The organism is Sphingomonas sp. PAMC26645 (assembly GCF_004795835.1).
In the GTDB taxonomy this organism is placed as follows: domain Bacteria; phylum Pseudomonadota; class Alphaproteobacteria; order Sphingomonadales; family Sphingomonadaceae; genus Sphingomonas.
Genome location: NZ_CP039249.1, coordinates 1 through 15,961, shown reverse-complemented (window position 1 = coordinate 15,961; position 15,961 = coordinate 1). Strand labels below are relative to the sequence as shown.

General features: G+C 66.6%; 24 protein-coding genes. 8 read left to right on the top strand and 16 right to left on the bottom strand.

The window, feature by feature from the left end; translation table 11 throughout:
• Nucleotides 1-124: 124 nt before the first annotated feature.
• From hisA to hisB, 3 genes are all read right to left on the bottom strand, one after another.
• The gene (hisA, locus tag E5673_RS00105; protein ID WP_136188466.1) at nt 125-862 is read right to left on the bottom strand and encodes a 1-(5-phosphoribosyl)-5-[(5-phosphoribosylamino)methylideneamino]imidazole-4-carboxamide isomerase; all 738 of its coding nucleotides are present in this window, start codon (nt 860-862) and stop codon (nt 125-127) included.
• On the bottom strand, nt 859-1,464 hold the full coding sequence (gene hisH, locus E5673_RS00100) for an imidazole glycerol phosphate synthase subunit HisH (protein ID WP_136188465.1): 606 nt from the start codon (nt 1,462-1,464) through the stop codon (nt 859-861). Before hisH ends, hisA begins: the two co-directional genes overlap by 4 nt.
• 109 nt (nt 1,465-1,573) lie before the next feature.
• The gene (gene hisB, locus E5673_RS00095; RefSeq protein WP_136188464.1) at nt 1,574-2,161 is read right to left on the bottom strand and encodes an imidazoleglycerol-phosphate dehydratase HisB; all 588 of its coding nucleotides are present in this window, start codon (nt 2,159-2,161) and stop codon (nt 1,574-1,576) included.
• Nucleotides 2,162-2,232: 71 nt separating this feature from the next.
• Between hisB and E5673_RS00090 the strand changes: the two genes are divergently transcribed.
• The 5 genes from E5673_RS00090 to gmk all read left to right on the top strand — a co-directional run bounded on the left by E5673_RS00090 (nt 2,233) and on the right by gmk (nt 5,576).
• Nucleotides 2,233-2,718: a ClpXP protease specificity-enhancing factor SspB gene (locus E5673_RS00090; protein WP_056052087.1), complete on the top strand. Its 486-nt coding sequence runs from the start codon at nt 2,233-2,235 to the stop codon at nt 2,716-2,718.
• A gap of 189 nt (nt 2,719-2,907) precedes the next feature.
• Entirely contained in the window at nt 2,908-4,296 is a 1,389-nt protein-coding gene (fumC, locus tag E5673_RS00085; RefSeq protein ID WP_136188463.1) for a class II fumarate hydratase, read from the top strand.
• 147 nt (nt 4,297-4,443) lie between these two features.
• Entirely contained in the window at nt 4,444-4,656 is a 213-nt protein-coding gene (locus tag E5673_RS00080) for a hypothetical protein (RefSeq protein ID WP_056052081.1), read from the top strand.
• Nucleotides 4,653-4,853: a hypothetical protein gene (locus E5673_RS00075; RefSeq protein WP_056052077.1), complete on the top strand. Its 201-nt coding sequence runs from the start codon at nt 4,653-4,655 to the stop codon at nt 4,851-4,853. Before E5673_RS00080 ends, E5673_RS00075 begins: the two co-directional genes overlap by 4 nt.
• 72 nt (nt 4,854-4,925) lie before the next feature.
• A complete protein-coding gene (gene gmk, locus E5673_RS00070) occupies nt 4,926-5,576 on the top strand; it encodes a guanylate kinase (protein WP_056489738.1) in 651 nt (216 codons plus the stop codon).
• A gap of 115 nt (nt 5,577-5,691) precedes the next feature.
• Here the strand turns inward: gmk and E5673_RS00065 are convergent, their stop codons facing one another.
• From E5673_RS00065 to E5673_RS00055, 3 genes are read right to left on the bottom strand one after another with little or no spacing between them, the layout of a single operon-like run.
• Nucleotides 5,692-6,372, bottom strand: coding sequence for an ATP12 family protein (locus E5673_RS00065; RefSeq protein WP_136188462.1), 681 nt, complete (start codon nt 6,370-6,372; stop codon nt 5,692-5,694).
• Entirely contained in the window at nt 6,369-6,587 is a 219-nt protein-coding gene (locus tag E5673_RS00060) for a hypothetical protein (protein WP_121904415.1), read from the bottom strand. The genes E5673_RS00065 and E5673_RS00060 overlap by 4 nt, the downstream gene beginning before the upstream one ends.
• Nucleotides 6,584-7,243, bottom strand: a complete 660-nt coding sequence (locus tag E5673_RS00055) for an HAD-IA family hydrolase (protein ID WP_136188461.1) — start codon at nt 7,241-7,243, stop codon at nt 6,584-6,586. The genes E5673_RS00060 and E5673_RS00055 overlap by 4 nt, the downstream gene beginning before the upstream one ends.
• 114 nt (nt 7,244-7,357) lie before the next feature.
• Between E5673_RS00055 and E5673_RS00050 the strand changes: the two genes are divergently transcribed.
• Nucleotides 7,358-7,852 (top strand): DUF1440 domain-containing protein, encoded by a 495-nt coding sequence (locus E5673_RS00050; RefSeq protein ID WP_136188460.1) that lies wholly within the window; start codon nt 7,358-7,360, stop codon nt 7,850-7,852.
• Between the two features lie 355 nt (nt 7,853-8,207).
• Here the strand turns inward: E5673_RS00050 and E5673_RS00045 are convergent, their stop codons facing one another.
• The 3 genes from E5673_RS00045 to E5673_RS00035 form a co-directional block, all read right to left on the bottom strand.
• The gene (locus E5673_RS00045) at nt 8,208-9,503 is read right to left on the bottom strand and encodes an RluA family pseudouridine synthase (RefSeq protein WP_136188459.1); all 1,296 of its coding nucleotides are present in this window, start codon (nt 9,501-9,503) and stop codon (nt 8,208-8,210) included.
• Nucleotides 9,500-9,874, bottom strand: a complete 375-nt coding sequence (gene crcB / locus E5673_RS00040; RefSeq protein ID WP_056489728.1) for a fluoride efflux transporter CrcB — start codon at nt 9,872-9,874, stop codon at nt 9,500-9,502. Before crcB ends, E5673_RS00045 begins: the two co-directional genes overlap by 4 nt.
• Nucleotides 9,875-10,161: 287 nt before the next feature.
• Entirely contained in the window at nt 10,162-10,893 is a 732-nt protein-coding gene (locus E5673_RS00035) for a hypothetical protein (protein ID WP_247599491.1), read from the bottom strand.
• A 111-nt stretch (nt 10,894-11,004) separates the two neighbouring features.
• On the opposite strand from E5673_RS00035, the gene E5673_RS00030 reads away from it, so the two are divergent.
• Entirely contained in the window at nt 11,005-11,226 is a 222-nt protein-coding gene (locus E5673_RS00030; RefSeq protein ID WP_132737284.1) for a hypothetical protein, read from the top strand.
• Between the two features lie 58 nt (nt 11,227-11,284).
• Here the strand turns inward: E5673_RS00030 and E5673_RS00025 are convergent, their stop codons facing one another.
• Both E5673_RS00025 and E5673_RS00020 read right to left on the bottom strand, forming a co-directional pair.
• Nucleotides 11,285-11,713, bottom strand: a complete 429-nt coding sequence (locus tag E5673_RS00025) for an OsmC family protein (protein WP_136188457.1) — start codon at nt 11,711-11,713, stop codon at nt 11,285-11,287.
• A 106-nt stretch (nt 11,714-11,819) separates the two neighbouring features.
• Nucleotides 11,820-12,125, bottom strand: a complete 306-nt coding sequence (locus E5673_RS00020; RefSeq protein WP_136188456.1) for a glycine zipper 2TM domain-containing protein — start codon at nt 12,123-12,125, stop codon at nt 11,820-11,822.
• Nucleotides 12,126-12,322: 197 nt separating this feature from the next.
• On the opposite strand from E5673_RS00020, the gene E5673_RS00015 reads away from it, so the two are divergent.
• The gene (locus E5673_RS00015; RefSeq protein WP_136188455.1) at nt 12,323-12,961 is read left to right on the top strand and encodes a TRIC cation channel family protein; all 639 of its coding nucleotides are present in this window, start codon (nt 12,323-12,325) and stop codon (nt 12,959-12,961) included.
• 323 nt (nt 12,962-13,284) lie between these two features.
• Here the strand turns inward: E5673_RS00015 and E5673_RS00010 are convergent, their stop codons facing one another.
• The 5 genes from E5673_RS00010 to E5673_RS19890 all read right to left on the bottom strand — a co-directional run bounded on the left by E5673_RS00010 (nt 13,285) and on the right by E5673_RS19890 (nt 15,592).
• A complete protein-coding gene (locus E5673_RS00010) occupies nt 13,285-13,950 on the bottom strand; it encodes an N-acetyltransferase family protein (RefSeq protein WP_348769877.1) in 666 nt (221 codons plus the stop codon).
• Nucleotides 13,951-14,082: 132 nt separating this feature from the next.
• Nucleotides 14,083-14,442, bottom strand: a complete 360-nt coding sequence (locus E5673_RS19900) for a hypothetical protein (protein ID WP_281727878.1) — start codon at nt 14,440-14,442, stop codon at nt 14,083-14,085.
• Nucleotides 14,439-15,026, bottom strand: coding sequence for a S49 family peptidase (locus E5673_RS20130; RefSeq protein WP_281727877.1), 588 nt, complete (start codon nt 15,024-15,026; stop codon nt 14,439-14,441). The genes E5673_RS19900 and E5673_RS20130 overlap by 4 nt, the downstream gene beginning before the upstream one ends.
• Nucleotides 15,023-15,370, bottom strand: coding sequence for a S49 family peptidase (locus tag E5673_RS19895; protein ID WP_247599490.1), 348 nt, complete (start codon nt 15,368-15,370; stop codon nt 15,023-15,025). Before E5673_RS19895 ends, E5673_RS20130 begins: the two co-directional genes overlap by 4 nt.
• 78 nt (nt 15,371-15,448) lie before the next feature.
• Nucleotides 15,449-15,592: a hypothetical protein gene (locus E5673_RS19890; protein WP_247599489.1), complete on the bottom strand. Its 144-nt coding sequence runs from the start codon at nt 15,590-15,592 to the stop codon at nt 15,449-15,451.
• Between the last annotated feature and the right edge of the window lie 369 nt (nt 15,593-15,961).

Below are 15,961 nucleotides of genomic sequence, written 5' to 3'. Positions count from 1 at the left end.
GCGCTGAGAGAGAGGAAGGGAGCAAGGCCTAACTTCTTACTCTCCGCGCCTCTGCGCCTCTGCGCGAACAAGTTTCTGCCTGCGGCGCTCAACTTCTCTCCGCGTCTCCGCGTCTCCGCGTGAATCATCCTGCTGCCTTCGCCACGCTCATCGCCGCAGCAAGATCGAGCCGGCCGTCGTACAACGCCCGCCCCGTAATCACGCCCTCGACCCCGTCCCGCACATGCAAAGCCAGAACGTGAATCTCGGCGATCCCCTTGACCCCGCCGCTGGCGATCACCGGAATGTCCACCGACCGCGCCAGATCGACCGTTGCATCGACGTTGCACCCCTTCAGCATCCCGTCGCGCCCGACATCGGTGAACAGCAAAGACGCCACCCCCGCATCCTCGAACCGCCGCGCCAGATCGACCGCGCTCGTGGTCGAAACGTCCGCCCAGCCCTTGGTCGCGACCATGCCGTCCTTTGCGTCGACCGCAACGACGATCCCGCCTGGGAAATCCTTCGCCACGCCGCGCACGAACTCGGGGTCCTCCAACGCCGCCGTCCCGATCACCACGCGGGACACGCCCAGATCGAACCAGCCCTCGACGCTCGTCCGCGTCCGGATCCCGCCGCCAAGCTGCACATGCCCCGGAAACTGCGCGACGATCGCCCGAACCGCATCGCCATTGACCGAAGCCCCCGCAAACGCGCCGTCGAGATCGACCACGTGCAGATGCTCCGCACCGGCCTCGGCGAACAGCATCGCCTGCGCCGCCGGATCGTCGCCATACACGGTCGCCCGGTCCATATCGCCCTCGGCGAGACGCACCACCTGACCCGCCTTGAGGTCGATCGCGGGAAAGATAATCAGGCTCACGGCCGCCACTCCAGGAAACGTTCGAGCAAGGCCAGGCCATAGCGCTGGCTCTTCTCAGGATGAAACTGCACGCCGATCATCGTGTCGCGACCGATCGCCGCGGTGACGGGGCCGGCATGGTCGGTCGTCGCGAGGACGTCGGAACCCTCGAACGCGAAGCTATGCAGGAAATACGCCTCGCCCGGCTCGATCAGCGGATGTGCGACGGACGGAACGACGTCGTTCCAGCCCATATGCGGCACCTTCGCCTCCATAGTCCCCGGCTCCAGCCGCCGCACGCGCCCGGCGACCCAGCCAAGCCCGGCATGAGTCCCAATTTCTTCCCCCGCATCGGCCATCAACTGCATGCCGACGCAAATGCCAAGAAACGGCGCACCCTCGTCGCGCACCCGTCGGTTCAAAGCCTCGACCATCCCCGGCACCGCGCGCAAAGCCGCAGCGCACGCGCCGTACGCGCCAACGCCCGGCAGCACGATCCGCTCGGCCTTCGCAACGACATCAGCGTCCGAAGTCACGATCAGATCGACACACCCAGCCGTCCGCAACGCGTTCTCGACCGAATGCAAATTCCCCGCACCGTAATCGATCAGGGCAAGCGTCAAATTCCCCTCCCGCTTGCGGGAGGGGTTAGGGGAGGGAGTGACATAGCCGCGCGTGCAACGGTCGCGGCCAGGCCCTCCCCCGACCCCTCCCGCAAGCGGGAGGGGAGCATCAGAGGATCCCCTTGGTCGACGGAATCGCATCCGCCTTCCGCGGATCGATCTCGATCGCCGCCCGCAGTGCCCGCGCGACACCCTTGAACGCCGCCTCGGCGATATGATGATTGTTCGACCCGTACAGCGTCTCGACGTGCAGCGTGATGCCGCCCGCCTGCGCGAAACTGTGGAAGAAATGCTCGAACATCTCGGTATCCATGCCGCCGAGGCGCTTCTGCGAGAACAGGTCCTTCCAAACCAGCCAAGGCCGCCCGGAAATATCCAGCGCCACCCGCGTCAGCGTCTCGTCCATCGGCGACAGCGCATCGCCGTACCGCGCAATCCCCCGCTTATCGCCGAGCGCTTGCGCGAACGCCTGCCCGATCGCGATCCCGGTATCCTCGACGGTGTGGTGCTCGTCGATATGCAGGTCGCCCTTGGTCCGCACGCGGATGTCGATCAGCGAGTGGCGCGACAATTGTTCGAGCATGTGATCGAAGAAACCGACCCCGGTTTCGACGTCGTACACGCCGGTCCCATCGAGGTTCACGGTGACGTCGATCGCCGTCTCGGCGGTGGAGCGGGTGATCGTGGCGGTGCGCATGCCACCCCCCATAACGTGCGCCACGACGCATGCAATCTTGACCGGCATCCGAATGGCGCTACCCAAGGGATATGACCGATGGACTGCCCGATAGCCTGATTCCGTACGACGAGATCGTACAAGAAGCCCTGCGTGCCGTGGTCGGCCGCGTACTCGGTTCGGTCGCGGAGGCCGGCGGGCTTCCCGGCGAGCATCATTTCTACATCACCTTCAAGACGCAGGCGCCGGGAGTCGACATCCCCAAGCGCCTGATCGAGCGCTTTCCGGACGAGATGACGATCGTCATGCAGAACCGCTACTGGGACCTGATCGTCGACGACGAGCGCTTCTCGATCGGGCTGAGCTTCAACCAGGTGCCCTCGAAGCTGGTGATCCCGTACTCGGCGATCACCGCGTTCCAGGATCCCGCCGTAAGCTTCGAACTCCGCTTCCAGGCGCAGGAAGGTGCGGACGACGCGCTCGGCGACCACGACGAAGCCGAGAACGACGGCCCGACCGCGGTGCCGATCGAGGACGGTTCGAACGTCGTGGCGGTGGATTTCAAACGGAAAAAGTGACCCTCTAAAGTCCCTCTCCCCGTCGGGGAGAGGGAAGGGGCCCGCGGCGCTTGCCGTGGGAAGGGTGAGGGGAATTGGGACGCGCGTTCCGAGCCTCAAGCCCCTCTCCCTTCCGTCGCCTGCGGCTCCTCCCTCCCTCTCCCCGAAGGGGCGAGGGATCCCTCGCAAGCCCCGGAAGGTTCTTCTGCCATGACCACCCGCACAGAAACCGACACGATCGGCCCGATCGAAGTCCCCGCCGCCGCCTATTGGGGCGCGCAAACCGAACGCTCGATCGAGAACTTCCCCTTCGCCACCCGCGAACGCATGCCGATCGAGATCGTCCACGCCCTCGCGCTCGTCAAACAAGCCGCCGCCCGCGTGAACCGCTCCCACGGCCTCGACCAAACCATCGCCACCGCGATCGACTCCGCCGCGCAGGAAGTCATCGACGGCAAGCTCGACGACCAGTTCCCGCTCGTCATCTGGCAGACCGGCAGCGGTACGCAGTCGAACATGAACGCGAACGAGGTCATCGCCGGCCGCGCGAACGAGGTCCTCACCGGCACCCGCGGCGGCAAGTCGCCGGTCCACCCCAACGACCACGTCAACATGAGTCAGTCGTCCAACGACAGCTTCCCGACCGCGCTCCACATCGCCGCCGCAATCGCTACGACACACCGCCTGATCCCCGCGCTCGACAAGCTTCACGCCGCGCTCGACGCCAAGGCCAATGCCTGGGACGACATCGTCAAGATCGGCCGCACCCACCTCCAGGACGCGACCCCGCTCACGCTCGGTCAGGAATTCTCCGGTTATGCGAACCAGCTCTACCGCTGCCGTGCCCGCATCGAGCCTGCGATCAGCCACGGCATGGTGATCCTCGCGCAGGGCGGCACCGCGGTCGGCACCGGCCTCAACGCGCCAGCCGGGTTCGGCGACGCGATCGCGCGTGAACTGGCGGCAATCACCGGCCTGCCGTTCGTCAGCGCGCGCAACAAGTTCGAGGCGCTCGCGTCGAACGACCCGCTCGTCCACCTGTCGGGCACGCTCAACACGTTGGCGGTCGCGCTGACCAAGATCGCCAACGACATCCGCCTCTTGGGCTCGGGCCCGCGCTGCGGTTTCGGCGAGATCGACCTTCCCGCGAACGAGCCCGGCAGCTCGATCATGCCGGGCAAGGTGAATCCCACGCAGTGCGAGATGCTGACGATGGTCGCGGGGCAAGTGATGGGCAACCACGTCGCGGTCACCGTCGGCGGGATGCAGGGCCATCTCGAATTGAACGTGTTCAAGCCGCTGATCGGCGCCAACGTGCTGCGCTCGATCGACCTGCTCGCGACGGCTATGGAAGGATTCGCGGAACGTTGCGTCGATGGAATCGAACCCAACCGCGGGCGGATCGCGGAACTGCTCGACCGCTCGCTCATGCTGGTGACGGCGCTTGCCCCGGAGATCGGCTACGACGCCGCGGCGAAGATCGCCAAATACGCGCACGCCGAAGGGCTGACGCTGAAAGAAGCCGGTCTCGCGCTGGGCTTGGTAGACGCCGAAACTTTCGACCGCGTCGTCAAACCCGAATCGATGCTCGGCCGCTGACCTTCCGTTCTCCTGCGAACGCAGGAGCCCAGGGTACCAAGCGCGCCGCGCGAAACCCTGGACTCCTGCGTGCGCAGGAGAACGCGAGCGCGTGGGAACCCAATCCTCCGCCAAACGCTAACCCGCCACACGGACAGGAGAAATTACGTGGGCGCAACGACCATAGGCGCGCTGATCGGCGCAGGCATCGACTCGCTCAGCGGCGACGACGGCAACGCGGACGGCGCGATCATCGGTGCGATCACCGCCAACGTACTCAAGATCGTCGTGCCGCTAGCCGTGACCTACGCGATCGGCTGGGCAGTGCTGCGCGGTGCAGCGGAACTCAAGGACCAGGTTTTCGGGGAGTCAGAAGCATGATCGGACGTATTATCAGTGCATTGGTCGGCCGCGAGATGGGTCGTCGCGACGGTTCGGGCGGCGCCTCGGGCGCAGTAAAGGGCGTCGTGGCGATGGGCCTGATGCGTCGCATGGGCCCGCTCGGCATGATCCTCGGCGGCGGCTACGCAGCCAAGAAGGCCTATGATCGCAACAAGGCGCGCAAGGCCGGCTATTAATCCGCCTTCGTAATGCCACGCGCGGGCCGCGCATGGGTTGACGCCCATATGCGGTCCGCGGCAAGGGCGCGCATGCCCCACACACTTCCGTCCGACCCGCATGGTTTCCGTCGTCGCGGAGTCCTGTTCGTCCTGTCCTCACCGTCCGGTGCCGGCAAGTCGACCATCGCGCGCAGATTGCTCGCGGACGAGCATGAACTCGAGATGTCGGTATCGGTCACCACCCGATCGGTGCGACCCGGCGAAGTCGACGGTAAGGATTACCATTTTACCGACCTCGAAGGCTTTCGCGACATGGTTGCGAAGGACGAGTTCCTCGAATGGGCGCACGTCTTCAACCACCGCTACGGCACTCCGCGCGCGCAGGTCGAGGAACTCCTCGCGGCCGGCAAGGACGTGCTGTTCGACATCGACTGGCAGGGCGCGCAACAGCTGTTCCAGATCGCCGGCGGCGACGTCGTCCGCGTCTTCATCTTCCCGCCCTCGATGGAGGAACTCCACCGCCGCCTCACAAGCCGCGGCACCGATTCGGAAGAAGTGATCGAAGCCCGCATGTCGCGCGCCGCGAACGAAGTCAGCCACTGGGACGGCTATGATTACGTACTGGTCAACGACGACGTCGACAGCTGCATCCGCGGCGTGAAGACGATCCTGGCCGCGGAACGGTTGAAGCGGTCACGCCAGACCGGGCTGATCGGTTTCATCCGCCGCCTGACGCGCTGATCTTCACCCCTCCCTGAAAGGGAGGGGACGGGGGTGGGTCGGCCGCTTGGGAATCGGCTCGTGAGCCAATAGGCCGACCCACCCCCAACCCCTCCCTTCCAGGGAGGGGAGCAGGTTACAGAAGCCCTAAAAACGCCACCCCGACCCCGAACTCCTTACGCTTCAACGCGCGCAACTGGGTCGCCTGCCAATCCTCGCCCCACATCTCGACCGACCAGTCCTCGTCGATCCCCGCCGCGGCCCAGGCCGCATCGGCATCGATCTCACCCTCGATCAACGCCAGCCCGATCACCAGCGACCCGGTCAACGTCACCACCGGTGACAACCCCGCCAGCCGGAAATCGTCATACGCCGCGACCGCCTCGTGCAGCCGCGCGATCGTCGCGTCCGGTTGCGCGACGTGCATCACGCCGGTGGTGACTGCGAACGTCACGTCATACCGCCCCCGCGCCCACGCCAGCAGCGGATCCCAGGACGCCGCCTGCCGCTCGACCAGCAGAGGCGGCCCCTCGGCGCGGTAACACAGCAGGTCGCTCTCGCCATACGCCGCGAGCCGCGCGGCAAACTGCGCAGGATCGTTCGCGATCGGATCGGTCGCCGCATTGGCTAGGCCCGTCAGCGGCATCGTCCGCGGATCGATCGTCTCGCCGACCGCACGCCACTCCGCCGCGACCGCCTCGGCCAGCGCAGCGCTCGGCAACGCGAGCGGTCGCCGCCCGGGCGTCCGCACCGGCTTGCCGTCGAGCGTCACCACCCGGTCGGTATCGATCGCGACGTCTTTCCAGAACCGCTTCACGCGTCGGGACTCCGCCAGCGATGCGCAAGGCTGCGCGGCACGATCGCGATCATCGCCATCGCCGACAGCACGATCGCCGTCCCGAGGATCTTCGGCCCGAGATCATGCGCGCGCGCGATCAGGATCAGGCCGAGCAGCGCGCCCGCCACCCCCGCCAGCCGAACTGCGACCAGCACGAACCAACGCCGCTGCGCCAATTTGTCGGCGTCGGTCATCGTGTAGCCACCATGTGCAGCAGATCCGGCACGGCCGTCGCGACGACATCCGCGCCCGCGTCGGAAAGCTCGTGCACGTCGTGATACCCCCACGCGACCCCGACGGCCCGCACACCGGCCGTGCGGGCCATCGCCATGTCAAAGCTTGTATCGCCGATCATCGCGGTCGTCTCCACGCTCGCACTAGCCTCCGCGATCGCCGCGAGCAGCATCGCCGGATCGGGCTTCGACGGATGCCGATCCGCGGTCTGCAACGTCACGAACCGCTCGGTGATCCCGTGCGCGGCGAGGATATGCGCGAGCCCGCGATCGGACTTCCCCGTCGCCACGCCAAGGAGCCAGCCGTCATCGGCGAGCGTCTCGATCACCTCGGCAATCCCCTCGAACAGCGGCTCGTCCGCCAGCTCGCCACTCGCGCGCATCGCATGGAACGCATTCTTGTAGTCGGTAGCGAGCAACCGGTGCAGCGCGTCGTCTGCCTCCGGCAGCAACACCTGCATTGCCTCGACAAGACTGAGCCCGACGATCCGCCGAATGTCCGGGCGTGGCGGCGGGATCAGCCCGGCGCCCTCGAACGCACGCTCGCACGCGACACAGATATTCGCCTGGCTATCGACGAGCGTCCCGTCGCAATCGAACACGGCAAGACGGGTCATGAGATTTTCCAACGCATCGCCGCCTCGTAGATCACGCGTGCACGCGAGGGAACGCCAAACCGGAACGCGCGCGCCTGCGAACGGTTCGTGTCGGATAGCTCTGGAGACTTAACGATGGCGCACGCACAGACCGACACCCCGAACATCTGGGCCGCCGCCGCTGCGGGACTCGTCGCCGGCTTGGCCGCGTCATTGGTGATGGACCTGTTCCAGGCCGGCATCGCCGCGCTGTCCTCATCGGATAGCGATGCGGAACCGGCGACGGAGAAGGCGGCGGACAAGGTGTCGCAGGTCGTGGTCGGCCACGATATCCCCGACGATCGCAAGCCGCTCGCGGGGCAGGTCGTGCATTATGCGCTCGGGGCAGGGCTGGGGATTGCTTACGCGGTGGCGGCGGAATACCGGCCTTCGGTGACCGCTGGCTACGGCACCGCGTTCGCTGCGACGACGACGGTGTTGCTGGATGAGGCGGCGGTGCCGGCGGCGGGGCTTGGCGATGCGCCGTGGAACACTGCGCCGACCACGCATCTGTACAGCGCGGCGTCGCATATCGTGTTCGGGACGGTGACGGAGGGCGTGCGGCGGTTGCTGCTGGGGTGGCTGAAGTAGGGCGCGACTAGTTCCCCCGCGAAGGCGGGGGCCCAGGGATCAAGCAGCGTTACGGTCGTGGCCCCTGGACCCCCGCCTTCGCGGGGGAACGGCTTGGGGGCAAGGTGCGGCCAACCACCTCAAACCGCCACCCCGGCGAAGGCCGGGGCCCAGTTGGAAAGGTGGCAATAATGAAGCGCCGTCCTTCGTTAGAAACGTTTCCCAACTGGGCCCCGGCCTTCGCCGGGGTGGCGCCAAAAGTGAGATGACCGCCTAACCGACCTACTTCCCCCTCTCCCCTCAGGGGAGAGGGAAGGGGCCCGCGGCCGCTCGGCCGTGGGAAGGGTGAGGGCACGCGTCAGCCGAAGAGCATCAATTACCGCGTCCCAGGCCCACTCCGAGGCCCAGGCTTCCCAGCTCCACCCGGACGCCCGCGCCCAGTCGGCTTGGCCCCTTCAACCCGAGGCCCGCTCCGCGGCGCGCCGAACTTCGACCCAGCCCCGGTCCGAGGTCCACCCGTCTTCGGCGCAGGCTTGCCCGTCACCTTCTCCTCGACAACCCCACGCCCACGCCGCTCACCCTTGCGGTCTTTCCGCACCGACTTCGCATGCGCCTTGGCCCGCGACTTCATCTGCTCGCGCGTCGGCGCGGTCTTCTCGTCGAGCACCAGGTCGTCGCCCAGCTTCTCCTCGAAGCCCAATTGCTTGAGGCTCTCGGCGAAATGCGTCGGCAGTTCCGCGGTGACGTCGATCGACCCGCCATCCGGATGATCCACCTTGATCCGCCGCGCGTGCAAATGCATCTTCCGCGAGATCCCGCCGGTCAAAAACGCCGCAGCCCCGCCGTACTTCCCATCGCCGACGATCGGATGCCCGATCGCCGCCATGTGCACGCGCAACTGGTGAGTCCGCCCCGTAAACGGCTGCAATTCCACCCACGCCGCACGGTTGCCCGCCCGCTCGATCACCCTGTAGCGCGTCCGCGCCGGTGCGCCTTCGGCCTCGTCGACGTGCATCTTCTCGCCGCCGGTGCCCGGCTGCTTCGCGATCGGCAGCTCGATCATGCCGTCCTCGATCGACGGCACGTCGACCACCAGCGCCCAATAGACTTTCCGCGCGGTCCGCCCCGAAAACGCCTTCGCAAAGAACGCCGCCGCCCGCGACGTGCGCGCCACCAGCAGCGCGCCGGACGTATCCTTGTCGAGCCGGTGGACCAGCTTCGGCCGACCCTCGTTGTCGTACTGCAATCCGTCGAGCAGCCCGTCGACATGCTGCGTCGTCTTGGTCCCGCCCTGCGTCGCCAGGCCCGGCGGCTTGTTCAGCACGAACGCCTGGAAATCCTTGTGGATGACCATGGACTGCGCGAGTTCGGTCTCCTCGTCCGACAGGATCACGCGTTCGCGGACGCGCCTGGGCTTGTCGACGTCGGCGGCGGCCTTGTCGGCCTCGGGCGGCGGCACGCGCAGCATCTGGCCCGCCGCGATCCGGTCGCCCGGAGTCGCGCGCGCGCCATCGACGCGGAGCTGCCCGGTGCGCGCCCACATCGCCACCGTCGTGAAGCTCGTGTCGGGCAGATGCCGCTTGAACCACCGGTCGAGCCGGATGCCGTCATCGTCGAACCCGACGTTGAACTCGCGAAAACCCGTATCGCTATCGCTTTTGCCCGCAGTCATGCGACGGCCCTTACTGCGGAGAGACCCGCGAACAACGCGGCGACCGAACCGATCACCGACACCAAAACATACCCGAACGCGACGCCGATCGCGCCTCGCTCGATCATCGTGACGACGTCCAGCGAGAACGCCGAAAACGTCGTGAATCCCCCCAATACGCCTACGCCGAGCAACAGCCGCCACGTTTCCGACGCGGTATTGCGGGCGAGTACGCCAACCAGCACCCCCATCAGCAACCCACCGATCAAATTCACGGCAAGCGTACCAAAGGGATAGTCAGGCCCCAGCAACGACAGCATCGCGCGGCCAGTTAGATAGCGCGCGCCGGATCCGACCGCACCACCGACCATGACATAGAGAAGGGGAAGCATTCTCGCGCCCTAGCGTGTATCGGGCAAAACGGAAAGGTGCGCCGCAGGGGAGGGAATGCGGCGCCGCACTGTACGTGTTTCCCCGCAAAGGCGGGGACCCAGTCTGGGCTCCCGCCTTCGCGGGAGAACAAGGAGAGCGAAAACGACGCCGCCCCACACCACCACCCCGGCGAAGGCCGGGGCCCAGTTGGAAAGGTGGCAATAACGGAGCGCTGTCCTTCGTTAGCGACGTTCCCCAACTGGACCCCGGCCTTCGCCGGGGAGGTGAATCTCAGCGCAATCCGCCCTCACCGCCCAGCGTTGGAAACCAGATCCACATCGCTCCCGCCACCAGCCCGCGCCGTCACATACACCACATAAGCGTCATTCCCCCGAACCCCGCCCAGCACATGCTGCCTGCCGTCCGTGCTATGCCCAGCCGAATACCCCGCTGCGCTAGCCTTCGTAAAATACCAGTCGAGCATCTTCTGCATCGGTGCAGCACTCGCGAAACTCACGACGCGCAACCGACACCCGTCCCGATCCGCCCCCGCAGCCTCGGTCAACCGCGCCGCCGGATACAACGGCAGGTCCGCCGGCAGCCGGTTAGCCCACCCCGCCGAATAGCCGATCTTCTGCGCACAAACGCCCGCATCCGGCGTCGTCTGCCGCTCTGCCAGTGCCCCCAGCGTCAGCGCGCCGTTCGCGGTCTTGCACTCCGGACAGTCGTTGGACGCTGCCGGCGCGCGCTTGAGAGTCCGCGGATCGACCGGATCGGCCTTCAGAGGACCTTCCGGCGGCACCGCGCCACTATCCGGTCGGGGCGGCGGTCGCACCGCGTCGGTATTCGACGACTGCGCCAGCCGGGGATCGACCATGATCTGCCCCCCCAGCGACGACGTCAGCGCCGGATCGCGCACCGCGCCATTGGTCAGCTCGGCATCGAGGCTGTTGAGATCCTGCTGGTCGGTCGACGACCGACCGCACGCGGCCAGCGCAAGTGGCAAAAGGATCAGGGCGGGGCGCAAGGTAAAAGTCATCACCGCCATCCTATGCGCGAAAGGCAGTGAAGAAAGCGTTTTCCGCATGTCCCCAACCGAGCGCGTGACGCCGATCTTGCCCGAACCGGTCCGACTCGCCATGTCCACCCTATGCTGAACATCGTCTCGATCCTCATCGGCCTCGTCACCCTGGTGCTTGGCCTCGTCGCGTTCATCCCGCTGCTCGGCTGGATGAACTGGCTCGTCATCCCGATCGGCATCGTCGGCGCAGCGGTCGGCGCGCTGTCGTCGAGCACCGGCGGTCGCAACCTCAACATCGTCCTGATCATCATCTTCGCGCTCCGCCTCAGCCTCGGCGGCGGCATCATCTGACGCAAGAAGGGCCCGGCGTTTCCACCGTGCCCTCCTGATCACGAATACGCACTCGTCGTTATGCGGCGAGATTGTGCTCCAGCGTGATCTCGGCGTTGAGCACCTTCGACACCGGGCAGTTCGCCTTGGCGCCCGCGGCGATCGCCTCGAACTCTTCCTTCGAGATGCCGTCGACCTTCGCGTTGAGCGTCAGCGCCGACTTGGTGATCTTGAACCCGTCGCCATCCTTGTCGAGGGTCACCTTGGCGGACGTCTCGAGCGTGCCGGCTTCATACCCCTTGCCGGCGAGCGCGAAGCTCAGCGCCATCGTGAAGCACGATGCATGCGCGGCCGCGATCAGCTCCTCGGGGTTTGTGCCGGGCTCGTTCTCGAACCGTGTGTTGAAGCCGTAGGGGCTGTCGGACAACACGCCCGACTGCGTCGAGACATGACCCTTGCCGTCCTTGCCGAGGCCTTCATACTTTGCCGAACCGCTGCGTGTGGTCATCGTTTTGATCCTTTATCGGACAAGAAAAAAGGCGCCGCGGTTTCCCACGACGCCCTTCCACAACGCGCCACTACCGAAATAGCGGCATTGATTTCGCCGATGAGTGTCAGCGGCAACGGCGGTTGTTGTTGCTCGTGCCCTTGTCGATCGCGCGACCGGCGAGGCCACCGAGGACGGCGCCGCCCAGCGTGCCGACCGTGCGGTCGCCGCGGGTGTCGACCGTGCGGCCGAGCAGTGCGCCGCCGACGCCGCCGATGATGGTGCCGGTCGTGCCATTGCTCTTCTTGCAGTAGACGCGGCCGTCGCGACCACGCCATTCGCGACGATCACGTGCATCTGCTGCCGACACGGGGACGAGCATGGTCGGCAGGACCATTGCGCCGAGGCCCATGGCCAGAATGAACTTACGCATGATGTAACTCCCTAGTGAATTGATCTGCTGGTATAACGAAGCCGCTATAGCGCCAGTTGCATGAACCAAAAACAACACCGCGTTCATGCTGGCGTTCATCTTCGCGGCCCGTATTCGAGCCACCGCGTTTTCGGCCCGAGCAACGTCATCCCACGGTCCCGCTTTACGCTGGATGGCAGGCCGGTTACGCCGCCGCGATGTTGCCCGTGCCCTTGCCCGTCGAGATCCTGCCCGTCGCCGCGCCGTGGTTCGACTTGGCCGGTCTCGCGGTGTTTGCCGCCTCGGGGGCGCTAGCGGCGGCCAAGCGCGGCCAGACGTTCGTGACGCTCGTGTTCTTCGGGCTGATCACCGGCGTTGGCGGCGGTACCGTGCGCGACCTGCTGATCGGCGCGCCGGTATTTTGGGTGCATGACGCGCGCGCCGCGAGCGTGTGCCTGGGCATGGCGCTGCTGATCTGGGTGACGCCCGAGCGCTGGTGGAAAGACGAGGCGCTCGGCTGGTTCGACGCGGTCGGGCTGGCGGCGTATGCGGTGTACGGCGCGGCGAAGGCGCTCGGCTACGGCGTGCCACCGGTGCCGGCGGCGCTCATGGGGGTGATGACCGCGTGCGTCGGCGGCATCATCCGCGACGTTCTGGCGGGTGAGGCGTCGATTTTGATGCGACCGGAACTGTACGTGACCGCGGCGGCGCTGGCGGCGGCGAGTTATGTCGGGTTGGTGTTGGTGGGGGTACCGCTGGCTTTGGCGGCGGTGATCGCGGCGAGTGCAGGGTTCACGTTGAGGGCGGCAGCGATCCGCTTTCATCTGGCGCTGCCTGCGTATGGTGGGCGCCGCTAACTTCCCGCGCCCTCACCATGTTTCCTTGCGAAGGCGGGTATCCAGTCTGGGCTCCCGCCTTCGCGGGAGAACAAGGGAAAGCGGGCTAGCGGTTGAACTGGAGCCGACGGTCATAATTCGTCGGCTTGATCTCTACTGGTCGGTAGAAGCATCTTAGATCTTCCACCACCCCGGCGAAGGCCGGGGCCCAATTGGGGGACGTTGCCAACGACGGACTGCGCTACGTTACTATAACCTCACCAATTGGGCCCCGGCCTCCGCCGGGGTGGTGTGAGTGTTCGTGTGCGCCTTCTAGAATGAGGCGCGAAAACATCACCCTCGCACTACACCAACATCCGCAAACCGCTTCGGCTCGACCGGCGGAGTCGAAGGTTCGGCCAACGTGCACTGCCAGTGCCCGACATCGATCCATTGCCCGTTCTTGTACCCGACCTCCCGGTACACCCCGCGCGGCGAAACCCGACAGCCTCATGCAGCTTGATCGACGAATCGTTCGGCAACGCGATCGCCCCGATCGCCTGCGTAAACCCCTGCGCCCGCAGCGTATCGATCAGCGCCTCGTACAACAGTCGCCCCGCACCCTGCCGCTGCGCCGCATCCGCGACGTACACCGTGGTCTCGCACGCGAACCGGTACGCCTCGCGCTTGTGGAAGGCGGACGCACAGGCGTACGCCAACACGCCACCCTCTGTACCGATCGTCGCGACCAGCCACGGGTACAGCCCATCCGACGCCGCCATCCGCCCGCGCATCTGCCGCGCATCGGGCGCCTCGGTCTCGAACGACACCGTCCCGACCAGCACGTGCGGCGCGTAGATCGCCGCGATTGACGCGGCATCCTCGGGGACCGCGGCCCGAATGACGATCCCGCCGCCGTTGCCAGTTGCGGCCTGAGACGCGGGGACATCATCAGAACCGATCCGTGCCAGCAGCAGGTCGAGCAGCTGGCATCGCCCAAGCCCGCCGTCGTCGGACCCATCCCGCCGCACTCCAGGCAGCGCGCCTGGATCGAGCCCGACGTCGCCAGCCGCTTCATGTCACCGACCGCACGCGCGAGCATCTGGCGCCGGTCCGCCGCGACATGCGCGAATGCATCGCCGCCGCCAGCGTCGTCGTCACCATCATTGCCGAAATCCTGCGCGATCGTCGCGAGGAAGCCCGGCTTCTTCTCCAGATACTCGGCATGCACCTTGGCGGATCGAGCTTGGCGCGCTTGGCCGCCTCGTCGATCGCGTCCTGCAACGTGCCGAACCGGTCGACCAGTCCGATCTGGCGCGCAGTGCCGCCGTCCCAGACGCGCCCTGGCCGATCTCGTCGACCCGCGCCGGCGTCATCTTCCGCGATGCGGCCACGCGGCTCACGAACTCGCGATAGCCATTCTCGATCCCCGCCTGCGCGATGGCGTCGAACATTGGCGTGGTGCCGCCGGTGATGTCGGGCTGGCCCGACAGCGGCGTGGTCTTCACGCCGTCGCTGGTCACGCCGATCTTCGCGAGCGCGTTCTCGAGGTCGGCACGACACCGAAGATACCGATCGAGCCGGTGATCGTGCCCGGCTCGGCGAAGATCACGTCCGCCGGAGTCGACACCCAGTATCCGCCGCTCGCCGCCAGGCCACCCATCGACACGACCACGGGCAGCTTCTGCCGCTTGGCCTCGAGGATCGCGAGCCGGATCTGCTCGGACGCCAGCACCGATCCGCCCGGCGAATCGACGCGCACAACCAGCGCCTTCAGCGTCTTCTTCGCGAGCCCGTCGAGCACCGCCTTCTCGATCGTCTTGCCCGCCGCCTTGCCGGGGCCGCTCTCGCCGTCGACGATCTCACCAGCGATCGTCAGCACGCCGATCGCGTCGCCTGCGGTCGGCAACGGGTTCGCCTTCACCCACGCGTCGTATTTGATCGCGGTGTAATTGCCCGCGGGCTTCTTGGCGTCGAACCCGGCGATCTCGGCCACGCGCCGTCCGAACGCGGTACGGTCGCCGAGCTTGTCGACGATCCCTGCGCGCAGATTGGCCTCGGCGATGTTGCCGTTCGACGCGAGGATCACCTTGTCCGGCGCGCTCATGAACTGTGCGATCTGTGCCTTGGACGAGCCTTCGCGATCGCCTCGCGCCACTGCGAGAACAGCGTGCCGTACAGCGCGGTGCTAGCCGCTTTTGCGTCCTCGCTCTGGTTCGCCCGCGTATAAGGCTCGACGAACGACTTGTAGCGGCCGACGCGGTAGACGTGCGCGTTGACGCCGAGCTTGTCGATCAGGCCCTTGTAATAGAGCTGGTTGCCGCCCGGACCCATGAAGATCGTGCCGCCCAGCGGATTGACCCAGACCTCGCTGGCGTTGACTGCGAGTCGGTAGCCGCCATCGGTGTAGGCGGTCGCATAGGCGAGCACCGGCTTGCCGCTCGCGCGCACCCGCGCCAGCGCATCGCGACTTCGCCCAGCGCCGCCGGATACGCGCCGCCGAAGCTGTCGAGATCGAGCACCAGAACCTCACCCGCGCATCCGTCCGCGCGGTATCGATCGAGCGGACACGTCGCGCAGCCGGAACTGGCGAGTCGTGCTCTGCCCCGACAGCGCGGCGAACGCGGCCTGCTCCTCGGGCTGCTCGACGATCGAGCCGTTGAGGTCGAGCACCAGGGCGCCGTCCTTGATCGCCGTCGTACCCTGCGCGCATTGAGCGCCGCGAATATGAGCCGAAGAACAACAGCATCCCGATCAGGACGAGCGCGTCCTTGATCACCACGAGGAACTTCCACACGCCCCGGACGAGCCGCCATTCCGCCGCGGCGGGCGGCAGGGTCGACATAGGAGGGGGCGTAGGACGGCGCTGCGGTATCGGTCATGAGAGGAGAGCTAGAGCAACGGGGCGCACAGGTAAATGCCCTGTATTACGCGTCCAACACAGGAGCGTTCTAGCCCCCGCATCTACCGCAATCACCACGCAATCCCCCTCCGCCTGCGGGAGGGGTTAGGGGAGGGAGTCCCACAAGCACCCCGCCCGAG

What these genes read in the sequence shown, in the direction of transcription:
- crcB (WP_056489728.1), bottom strand. Translation starts at nt 9,874, where the DNA reads ATGCTTCCCCTTCTCTATGTCATGGTCGGTGGTGCGGTCGGATCCGGC.
- hisB (WP_136188464.1), bottom strand. Translation starts at nt 2,161, where the DNA reads ATGCGCACCGCCACGATCACCCGCTCCACCGCCGAGACGGCGATCGAC.
- E5673_RS00035 (WP_247599491.1), bottom strand. Translation starts at nt 10,893, where the DNA reads ATGACTTTTACCTTGCGCCCCGCCCTGATCCTTTTGCCACTTGCGCTG.
- E5673_RS00025 (WP_136188457.1), bottom strand. Translation starts at nt 11,713, where the DNA reads ATGACCACACGCAGCGGTTCGGCAAAGTATGAAGGCCTCGGCAAGGAC.
- E5673_RS00055 (WP_136188461.1), bottom strand. Translation starts at nt 7,243, where the DNA reads ATGACCCGTCTTGCCGTGTTCGATTGCGACGGGACGCTCGTCGATAGC.
- E5673_RS00030 (WP_132737284.1), top strand. Translation starts at nt 11,005, where the DNA reads ATGCTGAACATCGTCTCGATCCTCATCGGCCTCGTCACCCTGGTGCTT.
- E5673_RS00060 (WP_121904415.1), bottom strand. Translation starts at nt 6,587, where the DNA reads ATGACCGACGCCGACAAATTGGCGCAGCGGCGTTGGTTCGTGCTGGTC.
- E5673_RS00090 (WP_056052087.1), top strand. Translation starts at nt 2,233, where the DNA reads ATGACCGATGGACTGCCCGATAGCCTGATTCCGTACGACGAGATCGTA.
- fumC (WP_136188463.1), top strand. Translation starts at nt 2,908, where the DNA reads ATGACCACCCGCACAGAAACCGACACGATCGGCCCGATCGAAGTCCCC.
- E5673_RS00075 (WP_056052077.1), top strand. Translation starts at nt 4,653, where the DNA reads ATGATCGGACGTATTATCAGTGCATTGGTCGGCCGCGAGATGGGTCGT.
- E5673_RS00050 (WP_136188460.1), top strand. Translation starts at nt 7,358, where the DNA reads ATGGCGCACGCACAGACCGACACCCCGAACATCTGGGCCGCCGCCGCT.
- E5673_RS00045 (WP_136188459.1), bottom strand. Translation starts at nt 9,503, where the DNA reads ATGACTGCGGGCAAAAGCGATAGCGATACGGGTTTTCGCGAGTTCAAC.
- E5673_RS00020 (WP_136188456.1), bottom strand. Translation starts at nt 12,125, where the DNA reads ATGCGTAAGTTCATTCTGGCCATGGGCCTCGGCGCAATGGTCCTGCCG.
- E5673_RS20130 (WP_281727877.1), bottom strand. Translation starts at nt 15,026, where the DNA reads ATGAGCGCGCCGGACAAGGTGATCCTCGCGTCGAACGGCAACATCGCC.
- gmk (WP_056489738.1), top strand. Translation starts at nt 4,926, where the DNA reads ATGCCCCACACACTTCCGTCCGACCCGCATGGTTTCCGTCGTCGCGGA.
- E5673_RS00015 (WP_136188455.1), top strand. Translation starts at nt 12,323, where the DNA reads ATGTTGCCCGTGCCCTTGCCCGTCGAGATCCTGCCCGTCGCCGCGCCG.